This is a genomic window from Acinetobacter lactucae (assembly GCF_001605885.1).
In the GTDB taxonomy this organism is placed as follows: Bacteria; Pseudomonadota; Gammaproteobacteria; order Pseudomonadales; family Moraxellaceae; genus Acinetobacter; species Acinetobacter lactucae.
Window position 1 is genome coordinate 48,702 of sequence record NZ_LRPE01000004.1, and the last position, 14,412, is coordinate 63,113.

General features: G+C 36.0%; 17 protein-coding genes. 3 read left to right on the forward strand and 14 right to left on the reverse strand.

Annotated elements, in window-relative coordinates; genetic code table 11:
* The 6 genes from prmB to AWW73_RS01430 all read right to left on the reverse strand — a co-directional run bounded on the left by prmB (position 1) and on the right by AWW73_RS01430 (position 5,256).
* Positions 1-1,008, reverse strand: coding sequence for a 50S ribosomal protein L3 N(5)-glutamine methyltransferase (gene prmB / locus AWW73_RS01405; RefSeq protein ID WP_016145181.1), 1,008 nt, complete (start codon positions 1,006-1,008; stop codon positions 1-3).
* A 237-nt stretch (positions 1,009-1,245) separates the two neighbouring features.
* On the reverse strand, positions 1,246-2,451 hold the full coding sequence (gene trpB / locus AWW73_RS01410; protein WP_062848538.1) for a tryptophan synthase subunit beta: 1,206 nt from the start codon (positions 2,449-2,451) through the stop codon (positions 1,246-1,248).
* Positions 2,452-2,487: 36 nt separating this feature from the next.
* The gene (locus AWW73_RS01415; protein ID WP_057105125.1) at positions 2,488-3,675 is read right to left on the reverse strand and encodes a vWA domain-containing protein; all 1,188 of its coding nucleotides are present in this window, start codon (positions 3,673-3,675) and stop codon (positions 2,488-2,490) included.
* A 15-nt stretch (positions 3,676-3,690) separates the two neighbouring features.
* Positions 3,691-4,542, reverse strand: a complete 852-nt coding sequence (locus AWW73_RS01420) for an AAA family ATPase (protein WP_002113662.1) — start codon at positions 4,540-4,542, stop codon at positions 3,691-3,693.
* Positions 4,543-4,571: 29 nt separating this feature from the next.
* Positions 4,572-4,958 (reverse strand): hypothetical protein, encoded by a 387-nt coding sequence (locus AWW73_RS01425; protein ID WP_025470605.1) that lies wholly within the window; start codon positions 4,956-4,958, stop codon positions 4,572-4,574.
* Entirely contained in the window at positions 4,951-5,256 is a 306-nt protein-coding gene (locus AWW73_RS01430; protein WP_016141114.1) for a YcgL domain-containing protein, read from the reverse strand. The genes AWW73_RS01425 and AWW73_RS01430 overlap by 8 nt, the downstream gene beginning before the upstream one ends.
* Before the next feature lie 471 nt (positions 5,257-5,727).
* On the opposite strand from AWW73_RS01430, the gene AWW73_RS18315 reads away from it, so the two are divergent.
* Entirely contained in the window at positions 5,728-5,892 is a 165-nt protein-coding gene (locus tag AWW73_RS18315) for a hypothetical protein (RefSeq protein ID WP_016145178.1), read from the forward strand.
* A gap of 68 nt (positions 5,893-5,960) precedes the next feature.
* Here the strand turns inward: AWW73_RS18315 and AWW73_RS01435 are convergent, their stop codons facing one another.
* The 3 genes from AWW73_RS01435 to AWW73_RS01445 form a co-directional block, all read right to left on the reverse strand.
* Entirely contained in the window at positions 5,961-6,296 is a 336-nt protein-coding gene (locus AWW73_RS01435; protein WP_031946483.1) for a hypothetical protein, read from the reverse strand.
* 179 nt (positions 6,297-6,475) lie between these two features.
* Positions 6,476-6,742, reverse strand: coding sequence for a hypothetical protein (locus AWW73_RS01440; protein WP_031948237.1), 267 nt, complete (start codon positions 6,740-6,742; stop codon positions 6,476-6,478).
* A 97-nt stretch (positions 6,743-6,839) separates the two neighbouring features.
* A complete protein-coding gene (locus AWW73_RS01445) occupies positions 6,840-7,691 on the reverse strand; it encodes a LysR family transcriptional regulator (protein ID WP_062848539.1) in 852 nt (283 codons plus the stop codon).
* Positions 7,692-7,809: 118 nt separating this feature from the next.
* Here AWW73_RS01445 and AWW73_RS01450 point away from each other — a divergent pair, with 118 nt between their 5' ends.
* Entirely contained in the window at positions 7,810-8,490 is a 681-nt protein-coding gene (locus tag AWW73_RS01450; RefSeq protein WP_079748362.1) for an FMN-dependent NADH-azoreductase, read from the forward strand.
* 456 nt (positions 8,491-8,946) lie between these two features.
* Here the strand turns inward: AWW73_RS01450 and AWW73_RS01455 are convergent, their stop codons facing one another.
* The 5 genes from AWW73_RS01455 to AWW73_RS01475 all read right to left on the reverse strand — a co-directional run bounded on the left by AWW73_RS01455 (position 8,947) and on the right by AWW73_RS01475 (position 13,187).
* Positions 8,947-10,071 (reverse strand): ribonuclease D, encoded by a 1,125-nt coding sequence (locus AWW73_RS01455; RefSeq protein WP_062848540.1) that lies wholly within the window; start codon positions 10,069-10,071, stop codon positions 8,947-8,949.
* Positions 10,072-10,398: 327 nt separating this feature from the next.
* Positions 10,399-10,995, reverse strand: a complete 597-nt coding sequence (recR, locus tag AWW73_RS01460; protein ID WP_016145172.1) for a recombination mediator RecR — start codon at positions 10,993-10,995, stop codon at positions 10,399-10,401.
* Between the two features lie 9 nt (positions 10,996-11,004).
* The gene (locus AWW73_RS01465) at positions 11,005-11,334 is read right to left on the reverse strand and encodes a YbaB/EbfC family nucleoid-associated protein (RefSeq protein ID WP_016141121.1); all 330 of its coding nucleotides are present in this window, start codon (positions 11,332-11,334) and stop codon (positions 11,005-11,007) included.
* Between the two features lie 258 nt (positions 11,335-11,592).
* Positions 11,593-11,829, reverse strand: coding sequence for a hypothetical protein (locus AWW73_RS01470; protein ID WP_062848541.1), 237 nt, complete (start codon positions 11,827-11,829; stop codon positions 11,593-11,595).
* Between the two features lie 170 nt (positions 11,830-11,999).
* Positions 12,000-13,187 carry an O-succinylhomoserine sulfhydrylase gene (locus AWW73_RS01475; RefSeq protein ID WP_062848542.1) on the reverse strand — a complete coding sequence of 396 codons (1,188 nt, stop codon included), beginning with the start codon at positions 13,185-13,187 and terminating at the stop codon, positions 12,000-12,002.
* Positions 13,188-13,323: 136 nt separating this feature from the next.
* Here AWW73_RS01475 and AWW73_RS01480 point away from each other — a divergent pair, with 136 nt between their 5' ends.
* Positions 13,324-14,409: an alpha/beta fold hydrolase gene (locus AWW73_RS01480; RefSeq protein ID WP_062848543.1), complete on the forward strand. Its 1,086-nt coding sequence runs from the start codon at positions 13,324-13,326 to the stop codon at positions 14,407-14,409.
* The last annotated feature ends 3 nt before the right edge of the window (positions 14,410-14,412 follow it).

Sequence of the window (14,412 nt, forward strand, 5' to 3'; positions counted from 1 at the left end):
TTATGCTTGTTGCTGTTCAAATAGTTTTCTGTAACGACGACATTGTTCTGCGGTTAAAGCAAAAATGCCAGAACCACCTTTTTGGAAAGTAAGCCAGTTGAAATCAATAGTATTGAAGTTTTGGCGCATAGCCCATTCAGAGTTACCCACTTCAATGACAATTAAACCATCTTCAGTTAAATAATCTGCCGCTTGAGCAAGCATTTTACGCACGAGGTCTAAACCATCTTGGCCTGCTGCCAATGCAAGCTCAGGTTCGTGCAAAAACTCTTCCGGTAAGTCAGCCATATCTTCGGCATCAACGTACGGAGGGTTACTTACAATTAAATCGTACTGGTTTTCAGCTGGAATCTTTGCAAATAAATCAGATTCAAGTAACGCAACTTGATATTGTTTATTGTGGTGTTCAACGTTAATCGAGGCTACTTCTAAGGCTTCTTTAGAGATGTCCGTTGCATCTACTTCAGCATCTGGATAAGCATAAGCCAAAGCTACAGCAATACAACCAGAACCTGTACACATATCTAAAATACGTTGTGGCGTTTTAGGATTTGCATTTTCTGGTAGATTATTTAGTGCTTCACGCATTTGCCCATTTTCATCTAAACAATATGGTGCAAAACGTTGCTCAATTAACTCTGCGATTGGCGAACGTGGAATAAGTACACGCTCATCTACATAAAATGGCTTATTAAAGAAGTAAGCTAAATTTAATAAATAAGAAGTTGGAATACGATCATTAATACGACGTTCTAACAAACTTAAAAATTCTGCTTTTTCACTTGGTAATAACTTGGCATCTAGAATTTCTGCGTCTGCTGACCATTCAAGAGATAAGGTTTGTAAAACTAGTGCAGAACTTTCTGCAAAATAATCTTCAGTACCTTGTCCTAAATGTGCATCATGTTGACGTAATGCTGATACCCCAAAACGAATAAAATCTCGAATTGTTGATAAATTTTCAGCAGCTTCCTGTAAATGTTCAGGGCTAATCGTCGGTCGCTCCACTTAGGCGTCTCCAAAGGCAAATTTTGCAAAGTGACTATTCTACTGAGTGAGACCAAGCAACGCAACGCTTTGCCTTGTGAACCAGTGTTTTACACACCTATCTCTAACAATCACAGCTTAAAATTAGAATACTTTGTTTTAATTAAGAAATAATGAACTTTTAACAAGGGATAGATTTCGTCTATGAAATAAAAAAAGCGGTCTTTGAAGTTTGACCGCTTTTTATGTTTAGTTGGTTTAAAGCTTAAGTTTTTCTGCCACATAATCTGAATCTTTGTCTCCACGACCAGAAAGATTAACTACAATCATGGTTTCTTTCGACAGCTTTGGCGCTTCACGAATTGCCCAAGCGACCGCATGTGAACTTTCAAGTGCAGGAACAATACCTTCAACACGAGATAAGGTCATAAAAGCATCCAAACATTCTTGATCAGTTGCAGTGCTATATTCCACACGCCCTAAATCTTTTAAGAAACTATGTTGTGGCCCAACACCTGGATAGTCCAATCCTGAAGCAATAGAATGCACCGGTAACGGTTCACCTGCTTCATTTTCAAGGACATAACACGCCATACCATGAATTTGGCTTGGCTTACCTAAAGTTAGCGTTGCTGAATGCATATTGGTCTCTAAACCATGTCCAGCTGGTTCAACCCCGACTAATTTCACATCCGAATCATTTAAAAATGCGGTAAAAGCGCCAATCGCATTTGAACCGCCCCCTACACATGCCACCACATAATCCGGATTTTTTCCAAAACGATGATGTGTCTGCTCTTTAATTTCATTACCAATAATCGATTGAAAATCTCGAACCATTTTTGGAAATGGATGTGGTCCAACTACAGAACCAATTGCATATATAAAGTTTTTAGGATCTTTTAAATATTCTTCAAATGCACTATCTACGGCATCTTTTAAAGTTGCTGTACCACGTGTAACTGCTACCAAACGAGCACCCAAAATTTTCATTTTGACCACATTAGGATGCTCTTTTTCAATATCGACTTGTCCCATGTGGATTTCACATGGAATACCCACTAAAGCACAAGCCGTTGCTAAAGCGACCCCATGCTGACCCGCACCTGTTTCAGCAATAACCTTCTTTTTGCCCATATACTTAGCAAGAAGAGCCTCACCTAAACAGTGATTGATCTTATGAGCACCTGTGTGATTTAAATCTTCACGCTTTAAATAAATTTGCGCACCGCCTAACTGTTCTGACAGACGCTTAGCATGAAATAAAGGACTTGGACGGCCTACATAATTTGAAAAAAGATCTGATAGTTCATTTTGAAATTCCGCTGTATGGCGGATTTCTTCATAAGCAACATTAATTTCATCCATTGCTTCTTTTAAATGTGGCGGAATGAATTGACCGCCATATTCACCAAAGAATCCCTGTTCATTCGGTAAAGCAATACCATTAATTTGATGTTGCATATCATCCTCTTTTTTAAATTATTAAAGTTATCAAGTTTATCGAGAAAGGTAGCGCGTTAAATCCTCAATGCCTTTTAGCGTCATTGGATACATATGATTTTCAAAAATCTCTTTAATCCAACCAATTGTTTGAGTGTAATGCCAATACCCTTCCGTTTCAGGGTTTAACCATGCTGTTTTATCAAAATGTTGACGTAGGCGACGTAACCAAACCTCGCCTGTTTCATCATTCATATATTCAACCGAACCACCCACCGATTTCAGCTCATACGGTGCCATACTGGCATCACCTACCACAATTACACGATAGTCACGTCCATAGGTATGAAACAAATCCCACGTATTCATGCGGGTTGCTGTTCTTCTGTAGTTATCTTTCCAGACATAGTCATAAAGACAGTTATGGAAATAAAAGTATTCGAGTGTTTTAAATTCAGTTTTAGCTGCGCTAAAAAGTTTCTCACATTGAGCAATGTGCGCATCCATCGAACCACCCACATCAAACAACATGAGTACTTTGATTCGATTACGACGCTCTGGCACCATCTGAACATCTAAGATACCTTGTTTGGCTGTTTCTCGAATAGTTCCGTCAACATCTAACTCTTCAGCTGCGCCTTGGCGAGCAAATTTGCGTAAACGTCGTAAAGCAATTTGCATCTGACGAGTTCCAAGAACTTGGTCGTCATCTAGATTTTGGTATTTCCGCTGTTCCCAGACTTTAACCGCAGAACGTTTACGCCCTGGTCCACCAATGCGTACGCCTTCAGGATGGTCACCAAAGGCTCCAAAAGGTGAAGTTCCACCTGTGCCAACCATACGGTTGCCACCTTGGTGTTTCTTATGCTGTTCGCGTAACCGCTCTTCCAGCATTTTCATCAGTTCTTCTAAGGAACCTGCTTTTTCGAGTTCAGCTCTTTGCTCTGGTGTTAAATGCTTTTCGAGAAGTTCTAAATCGAACCAGTCTTTTGGTAATTTATGAACTTGCTTGAGTAACTCATCCAGATCAAAGGTTTCAATGCCATCAAAGTAATCTTTCATGGCACGATCAAACTTGTCAAAAAAGCGCTCATCTTTAACTAAAATTGTTTTAGCAAGTTGATAAAACTCTTCTTGATCAGCAAAAACCAAACCTTCACTTACTGCACGGTTTAAGTCAATAAGTTCACGAGTAGTAACTGGAACACCATATTTACGTAAGGTGTAAAATAACCGCACAAACATGGGTTACTCCCTCCCTTAACGTCGAGACATGAAAGCCAAGCGTTCGAGAAGTTGTACATCCTGCTCGTTTTTGATCAGCGCACCATATAAAGGTGGAATCGCTTTTGAGGTATCTCGATTGCGTAATACATCTTCTGGCATATCATCTGCCATGAGTAAACTTAACCAATCAATTAACTCAGAAGTTGACGGTGGTTTCTTTAAATTAGGAATTTCACGTAGTTTAAAGAAAACCTGTAAAGCTTCGTTCACCAATGTTGCAGAAATATTCGGGAAATGAACTGCAATGATTTCTCTCATTGTGGCTTCATCTGGGAACTCAATGTAATGAAAGAAACAACGACGCAAGAAAGCATCAGGTAATTCTTTTTCATTATTAGAAGTAATAATTACAATTGGGCGCTGTGTTGCGGTAATTGTTTCATTTGTTTCATAAACATAAAAAGACATTTTATCGAGTTCATGCAGCAAGTCATTTGGAAACTCGATATCAGCTTTATCAATTTCGTCAATTAATAATACGCAGCGCTCTTCACTCGTGAAAGCTTCCCACAATTTACCGGGTTTAATATAGTTCTTAATATCGTAAACTCGGTCATCACCTAACTGGCTATCTCTTAAACGAGAAACTGCATCATATTCGTACAACCCTTGCTGCGCTTTAGTTGTAGATTTGATATGCCAAGTAATCAGTTTTAAACCTAAGCTTTGTGCTACTTGTTCAGCAAGTAAAGTTTTCCCCGTGCCCGGTTCACCCTTAATCAGTAAAGGTTTTTGCAAAGCACGAGCTGCTTTTACAGCGAGCTTAAGACTATCAGTCGCGATATATTGATCTGTACCAGTAAAATGTTGGGTATCAGCAGACATGTAAAGACCTTATTTTTCTATTTCAATGGTTAGATGGAACGCATGTTTTTGTTTGTTGAATATTTTGACCAACAATATCCAATCACCAAACCTAGACCAACGACAAACAGAATTAAAGATAAATTCGACCAAATTAACGGACTATCTTTAGTTAAAACACCAAAAAGAAGTCCAAAAATAGCAGGTGCCACAGATGCATTCGGCCCTTCAGACACGGTTGGTGTGACTAAAATAGCAAATACAACAAGCCAGCTAATTGCACCAAGAGTTGTAGGAAGACGACGCATTAATCGCCACCAACACCACAAAGCAATAATAGCGCCTATTCCATAAGCTGTTAAAGCAATAACACCTTCAGGAATAACATCCAAAAAAGAAAATAATTGATTCATTATTCCAGTTTGATCTTCACGCACCACGTAAGCCCTCTGGTTCAACTGCATTCGGGTTAATTAACCCTTCTGGCGGCATCTGAATAAAGAAACCTTTTGTTTGTAATGAGTCTAAAACATGTAAAACATTAACACGCGCCAATTTACGTGTTGGAGCCAACTCTAAATGCATGACAAACGTTGCACGACCAAACGCTTGTAAAACAGCTTCAGGAACATTTTCAAACGGATCAGCTTGCTCCGCATCGTCAGGATAGTTTGGACGAGCAATATACATGTACATTTCATCTTTTTTGCTCGATCTATAAATATCACAGTGCATTTCAAATCAACTCTTGAACTAAGGACAGCATACATGAAAAAAAACGACACACACACGCAGGTTTGTTTACGCATCAGTCGTTTTTTTAATTCTTGAGAAATATTAACCTACAACATTGATTAAGGTCGATAATAACTTTGTTCTAAACAGGGATTAGATTTCAAAAATACAATTTAACCTATTGATTTTAAATATTAAAATATAAAATCTATTTTACTAAAATAAAACCAGTTTTAGGACTTATAAAAAGTATTCATCATCAAATACTTCTTTATTGGTAAATCTTTTAAATTACTATTTAGTTGTTTGAAAAATATATTATTAAACTTATTCGCCTCTTATAGAGACACATACATTTAATTAAAACTTTTAACCACTTCACTACACATCACCAGACGTTACTTAACTTAGTTATTATCTGAATATGTTTCAATAATAAGTATCTTGTTCATAGATATGGAGGACAAAATTATGCCTCGTGGTGATAAAAGTGCTTATACAGCAAAACAAAAACGTCAGGCCAAACATATTGTTGAGAGTGAAGTAGATAGAGGTCATTCTCAAGAAGAAGCCGAACGAATTGCATGGTCTACCGTCAATAAACAAGATGGTGGCGGTAAGAAAAAGTCTCACTAAAACAAACATTAAATACTTCTTTAGCTTGGGCTAAAGAAGTATTTTCATTAAAAACAAATCAATAATATTTAGAAAACTCGAGAGCTTTTTATATAGTCATCGCTTACCAGATTTAAGGCATTCAAAATAGCGCTATCATCTTGGCTCAATAAAGCTTGGTTAAGGCTTTCCATATAGGCAATAAGCTTAGTTTTAGAGGTATGAGCAAATTCGGTTGTTACAGCTTCATCTTCATATAATATTACGTAACTACGTGCGAAACCGTAGATTAGGTAAACTGCTGCTTTTTCTTTTGTATCTTTAGATTCTTTAAGAGACTGCTCACAAGCATTTTTTAAATCCTTAAATGCATCTGTACCAGTAGATTGATTTTTGAAAGATAAAAGTATTGTTTGGAAGTTCATATCCATATTCCACTCAAAAAGCAAAGCTACAGAAGAAGATAGAACCTGTCAAATAATATCTTGATTAATATAATTTTAATTGTAAATAAATTTATATTTAACTTCTTTTAGCTCACGATAAATCATGTAATAAAAAAACCACTCTTTTTTAAGGGTGGTTTAGTTAAAACAATCAATAATTAAAAGCTTATTTCAATTGTGATGGTGGTACCCGAGTGCTCAATATCAGTTGAGACATTAAACCCTCTACTTTTAAGCTCCTCTTCCACCAATGTAAGATGATCAGGACTTATAGCATCAACAGGAAACCAGAAAGTTGCTTTTCGCTTCCCCTCCTTAGATTCAGATTCAGTACCAGTTAAAATTTTTTCCAATATGACGTCTTGATTTATTTTAAAGTTTTTAGCGTTTTGACGAGCTTGTTCAGCATTAAAGTTGTTAAGCATATTTATCTCTCTAATTATTAATTTATCTAATTTTATAACATAAAAAGGCTATATAAGTTTTAGTGTTGTGTAGTTAAAACCAATCAAAGATATAAGCTTATTGATTGAATAAATGTTCTACCCAATCGATAAATTTTCTAGCATTTCTATTTTTAAAATCTTCCCTATTTGGAATGTAGTAACACAGCTCTGATTGAATGGGTTTAGTTTCGAATTCCTGCAAAAGATTGGCTTTAACAAACCTATGGGTCAGTGTAGCAGAACAAAATACTAACCCATTGGCAGATAAAGCCTCGTGTATCCCAAAAATCTCCTGATCAAACTTCTTAATAGTTACCCTCTTTTGGTCCCATCCATTCACCTCAAGCCAGCTCTCTAATGGTGGACTTGGTAATGCTTTATTTTTCCATTCTGTGGTGAATAACGTTATTGACTGACTCGTATCTTTGGACAGAGCGAGTTTAGATACGCCAAATACATTAAAAGACTCATATTTAAGGACATCTTTAGAAGGTACTGAAGATACATCACCATATCGAATAGGTAATGTATATAAATGATTGTCTAAAGTTTCACCCGTAGAAAATTCAACTGAGATATCTGGATTCAATTGATAAAATTCATTTATAGAAGGAATTAACAGCATTGCAGCTAGTGAAGAGGTACTTGCAACTCTCACTATATTTCCATTTACTGTTATTTCATCTAATGCATCTTCTATTTTACGAAATCCTTCAGAAATTGCTCCCGCAAGTCTTTCCCCTGTCGTTGTAAGCGTTATTTTTCTGACTTGTCGATGAAATAAATCAACATTTAATCTGCTTTCTAGATTGGCGACATGATGTGAAATTGCAGTCGGTGTAAGTGAAAGTTCTTCAGCAGCCAACTTAAAACTACCCAATCGAGCGGCTGATTCAAATGCCTTAAGTGCTTGCAAAGAGACTTGCATGCTTTCTCCCCAGTGATATTCATAGGTGAATTAAAATCATCTATAAATGTAATTTTCTCGTTTGTCTACTTATCTTTTAAAACTCAAAATAAATTGAATCTTAACCTTTGTGGAATTAATGATGAGTAAAATATTACATATAGATGCCAGTGTAAGAGCTGCCATTAACCCCAATCCAAAACATAGTTCGATTTCAAAAAATATTGCCAATCGGTTGATCAACTCATGGAAAAAGCAAGTGCCTATAGATGAATATATTTATCGAGATGTAGGAATGAATCCTCCACCCTTTATTACTCAAGATTGGATTGAGGCTGTATTTACGCCTGAGAATAAAAGAACTCAGGCTCAACACGATGTTTTATCTATATCAGATCAATTAATAGCAGAAGTTTCTAGCTCAGATATTCTTGTAATTTCTTCACCTATGTACAATTACGGTATGCCTGCTCAACTGAAAGCATGGTTTGATCAAATTATTCGAATTAATAAAACTTTTGATTTTGACCTTGCTCGAGGAGACTTTCCTTTACAACCTCTTTTGTCGGGCAAAATTTTAATTATTATTACTTCCAGCGGAGAGTTTGGGTTTGAGAAAGATGGAATTCGACAAAATATGAGTCATCTTGTACCCCACATTTGTACACTGAGCAAATATTTAGGCGTAGAAAAAATTTATGAAATTAGCTCTGAATATCAGGAGTTTGGAGATGAACGACATATAAAATCACTAGAAAATGCTTTTCAAAAAGCTGAGAAACTCGTAGCGCAACTTTCCAGTTTATACACAAAAAGTTAGTACAATATGAATCCTTAATTTTTCAAGTTTAATAATCTACTGACATTTTAACTGAGTTTTATGATTAAAAATAAAAAGCCAACCCAATTGGGTTGGCTTTTTTATTTCTGCACCGAAACAAACTTATAGTTATATATTATACATATTGAAATTGTTTTTCTTAAAACCAAGAATATACAGACCTGTATGTTTAATCAATTGAATTTTTCTCACTGTATAAATTAATTTAATTCATTATCAATTTTATAAATTTAAATTACTTCAACCCATCACTTTACTAGCTTTTTAAAAAGTTAATTATTTAATATAGCTAACATAAAAATTTACTTTATTAACTATTAATATTGAATATCTATTATTTATAAATAAAAACTACCCAATTTAAATTATTCACCAATCTTAATTAAAAAAGGCCCATCAATGATGAGCCTTTTAAACAATAAATATGGATGAATTTTAAATCGATAGACTTTGTTTTTCTTCTTGAAATAACTCGATTAATGGTTGTGTTAACAACTCATAACGCCAGCCTAATAGATAATCAGGTAGATCTTGCTCATCCCCTCGATAAAGAACATGTTGATGAATGGCATTTAACCATTTTTTTCTTAGCAACACTTCTTTAGGAATAGAAGTCTCATTTATTGCATGAGCAAGCACCATATCCATTTTATGTAAAGTCTCTTTAGAAGTGACCTTAAATGGTTTTGCAATCTTTGATGGCCATTTGCTTTCGACTGGTAAATCTTTAAGTAATTCTAAAATAGTTTTGCCATATTCACGAACTACATTTGGACGAATATCTTTCACTTGCGAAAGTTGAAAGCTATTACGTGGATTCTTTTCAACCATATCAATCATTGTTGAGTTTCTAAGAATGAAACTGCGTGGCTGATTTGTTGCTTTTACAATGTATTCACGCCATTCAGTTAAGTTTTGTAGTTGCATTAATTGACGACGTGAATGACGATAATTACCAACATCGGTATATAGTAATTCTGTCGGGGTTTCACTAATAATTTCTTTGGTTAGGCTGCTACAGTCTTCAAGAACATAGTCATAAAGCCCTTTCTGCTTAAGCTGTTCTTGAATATGACTCGCTAACTTCATTAGATATAAAACATCGTTGGCTGCATAACAAAGTTGTTGAGGCGATAGAGGCCTAGCTAACCAATCAGATCTGGTTTGATCTTTTTCGATATCAATATCGAGACAAAGTTTTAAAGCACCTTGGTAGCTGACTTGTAAACCGTGACCTAAGAAAGAAAGGCCCACCTGAGTATCAAAGACCTTAAGCAAATCTTCTTGTTCTGCATAATGGTAGATTAAATCGATGTCTTCTCCACAGGCATGGAAAATATTTTGCTGTGCGAGAAAGATCTTTTTCCAAAACTGACTTAGATCTAATGAAACACCATCCAACAGATAGACATTGCCATTTACATTGACTTGGCAAACTCCAAGTTTAGGCCAAAGTGTGTCAACCTTAATAAATTCTGTATCAAGTCCATATATTGAACATTGATCCATTTTTTGAAGAACATCAACCAATTCGGTTTGCTGTTGGATAAACTGAAACATGCTTTCTCAAGTAATGCAAAGAGTGCTTTAAACTCTGGTATATATAACATAGAAGCAGAAAAATGCCACTTAAACCTTTATGAATATTCTATTTTTGAACAATTTTTCGAAAATAGATAATTTTTTGATCTTTTATTTATATTTTTAAATTTATCTCCAAATAACCCTTATAAAATTTATAAGATCTTTTTCATGCTTATATTCATATTCTATTTAAACTTTCTACTATTATAAAACCAAAATAATATGTATGTTTAATAGTTGAATTCAATTCACAAGTTTTTCAATTAAATTGATATTGTATTAATGAAATAAGCATCGGAATGCTTATTTCATTCTCATGCGGTTATGCACTGCCTGGCTTAAGGTATGGCTATCTACGTACTCGAGTTCACCCCCCTGAGGTACACCTTGAGCGATACGTGTCATGTGTATTGGTAAATGCTTAGTCGCCTCTACCAAATAATGAGCTGTTGCCTGTCCTTCAACAGTCGCATTCGTTGCCAAAATCACTTCTTCGATCGTGCCTTGGCTTAAACGCTGTATCAGATAAGGAATACCAATTTCTTCAGGTCCAATACCATCTAAAGGAGAAAGATGACCACCTAAAACATGATATTTGCCTCGAAAACTACCACTTTGCTCAATCGCCATCACATCTGCTGGTGATTCAACTACACATAATAGCTGATCATCTCTGTCAGTTGAGGCACAAATATCACAAATTTCATGTTCAGTCAGAGAATGGCAGACACTACATTCATGTATATAACTTGAAGCTTCATGTAAGGCGTGAGCTAATGCAAACGCACCTTCTCGATTTTTCATTAATAGGTGTAAAGCCATACGTTGAGCCGACTTCGGACCAACGCTAGGCAATATACGTAAAGCTTGAACGAGTTGTTCAAATCTATCACTAAACACTGAATTTCCTTAGAACATGCCCGCTAAGCCAGGTGGCAAGCCCATACCAGAATTTGCTTTTTGCATTTTTTCTTCAGAAATCACTTCTGCTTGACGCACAGCATCATTAACCGCAGCAGCGATTAAATCTTCAATCATGTCTGGCTCATCTTGAAGTAATTCTGGATTAATTTCGATACGTTTTACGATGTAACGGCCAGTCATTGTGACTTTCACCAAACCACCGCCAGCTTCTGCTTGAACTTCAGTTTGAGCAAGCTCTTCTTTAGCCTTTTTTATATTTGTTTCCATATCTTTTTGCATGCGCTGCGCTTGCTGCATGAGCATATTGATATTCATAACCTTACTCCGTATCTCTATCAAATCTTTAAAGTATTATTCATTATCTGCCAATACTTTATAAAAACTTAATCTCGTTGAGCTAGCTGTATTGATTAAAATCCATGCAAGCTAGTACATTGAACTCAAATTAATCCGTAATTCTGACACAATAAAGTAATGTTTTCTATCAGTATCTCTAGCTCTATTTTAGGTACAACACGCATGCCTAAATTAAAATTAGCTGTCATTTCTTTAGGATCTAATTGCTTTAGATTATTATTGTGAGGCCTGTAAACTTGTATTGACTGTTTTATATTCGCTTAAAGGAACTTTTTTGAAAGAAGTATTGGCTTTTTCTATTGAAAGATCAGCATCTTGAACAGATTTGTTTGCATCATTAATTAATAATACAGTTTCACTCATTTGTGTTGGTTCATCTTTTTGGGCAAATACTTTGTAGCCCACCAGTCCAATTGCCCCTATCGCAACTAAAATAATTATAGGTTTAAGCATAATTAAAAACTCTCTTTGTTATTTTTATTAAATTTAGAACTTTTATACGTTGAAATTTTAAACTGATTTATAACAAAACGTAGACTTTTTATTTCTATTGTTGCTTATAAGTAACACAAAAAAGCCACATTCATTTTAATGTGGCTTTTTCCAGAACTACCATAATTTAATTAGATGAGGTCTAACCCACGTGAGATATCATCAATAATGTCATTAATATCTTCTAGGCCTACAGAAACACGAATTAAACCTTCTTGAATACCTGCGGCTTCTTTTGCTTCAACAGAAAGTTTGCCATGTGTCGTAGTTGCTGGATGTGTAATTGTCGATTTCACATCACCTAAGTTACCGGTAATCGAAATAAACTTGGTATTATCAATAACCTTCCAAGCACCTTCACGCTCGCCTTTAACGACAAAGGATACAATACCGCCAAAGCCACTTTGCTGCTTAGCAGCAAGTTCACGTCCTTCATGAGTTGGTAAACCAGCGTAGTAGACCTTCTCTACTTTTTCATGATTAGATAACCATTCTGCAAGAATTTGAGCACCCTCACAGTGTGCTTTCATACGCAAGCGTAAAGTTTCAAGACCTTTTAAGAACACCCATGCATTAAATGGACTCATTGATGGTCCAAGCGTACGAACAACACCAAAAACTTCTTCTAATAACTGATGATTACCGACAACAGCACCCCCTAAAGCGCGCCCTTGCCCATCTAAGTATTTAGTTGCCGAGTAAATTACAAGGTCTGCCCCAAATTTTAATGGTTGTTGCAAAACGGGCGTACAGAAACTGTTATCAACCGCAAGTATTGCACCATTCGCATGGGCAATATCTGCAAGCGCTTGAATATCTGCGATCTCCGCTAGAGGGTTAGACGGCGACTCAACAAAAAAAAGTTTAGTTTCGGGACGTACAGCATTTTTCCATGCGTCCAAATCACATAAATCAACAAATGTAATATCTACACCAAACTTGGCAATATATTTTTCAAATAAGGCAACAACTGAGCCAAAAACTGCTCTTGAGCAAATAACATGATCACCAGCTTTTAAATATGCCATAGCAACTGACAAAATCGCGCCCATTCCCGAGCTTGTTGCAACAGCTCGTTCAGCGCCGTCTAAAGCTGCTAAACGTTTTTCGAACATCGATACAGTCGGATTGGTAAAACGAGAATAGATATTTCCTTGAACCTGACCGGAAAATTTTGCTGCAGCTTCTGCTGCGTTTTCATATACAAATGATGAAGTCAAAAAAATCGGTTCACCATGCTCACCTTCAAAACTACGAGTATGTCCGGTACGAATGGCTAAGGTATCAAGTTGGTATTCTAAATCATCAGACTGGTTCATTAAATGTTCGCCTTTACTGGTCATGTACTAAAAAACTATCATCATTTTGAGTGTCTAGGGTATTTAAGGTCAAGGTAAACATTAAAATTATCGCTTAGACTTTATTCAATCTTTATTAAATAGTTGGTAACGCAAGATGAAACGCTTAAAGTCCCTTGTCTCTGAACAAAGTCAAATCAAGCACCTTTCTACCCGACTATTTCGCCCTCAAACATTAGTATTGTCACAAAGCACTCCGTTTGAAGTGATTGGTGAATTCAATCAAACCCGTATCCGCTATTACGCAGCTACTCAAAAACGATTCAAAGAACCTTTAGTATTTATTGCCCCACTAGCTATTAATATGGCGATATATGATTTGTATCCATATCGCTCTCTTATTAAATATTTTCAAAATGCAGGTTTTGACGTATATCTTGTCGATTGGGGCCGTTTAAATTTTAAAGATAGACATCTTAATTTTTTAACATTTATTGAAGATTTTATTCCTAAAGCAATACAACTTGTGCGTACACATTCAGGAAGTGAACAAATCTCGCTTCATGGCTGGAGTATGGCTGGTATATTTGTCACTTTATATACAGCTTTAAATCAACCCAACTATGTTAAAAACCTTATCGTGCTTGGAAGTCCAATAGACAGTTATGCCTCTGGCTATATTGGAAAACTCTACAGAACCATAAACAACGTGATTGCTCGTAATAAAAAAATTCAGGACCGTATTTATTCTGGATTGCCAAAACGTCTGATTCATAGCCCAGGAATTTTAAATTCTTTGGGTTTCAAAATTCTTGATCCTAAAGGATGGTTTGATGGACATGTTCAACTCCTAAAAAATCTTGATGACCTACAATTTGTACAAGAGCATGCCACTCTAAGTAGCTTTTTAAATAATATGATTGATTACCCAGGTGGAATTAATCAGGACATGTTGTTCAATGTTTGGTTGCAAAATCCATTGAAGCTCGGCTTTATTCAATTAAAAGATAAAAAAATTGAATTAAAAAATATCGACTGCTCTCTCTTAGTAGGCGCGGGTCGTAGCGATCAGTTAGTGACTGCCGATGCGGCTTATCCATTAAGTGAACTGACAAACAGCCAAGATGTCACATTTACACTAATTCCCGGTGGTCATTTAGGCCTAATGTCGAGTCAAGCAAGTTCTCTTGAGTTTTGGCCACAGTTGGCAACATGGCTAACCGAACGCTCAACACAATTATAAAGT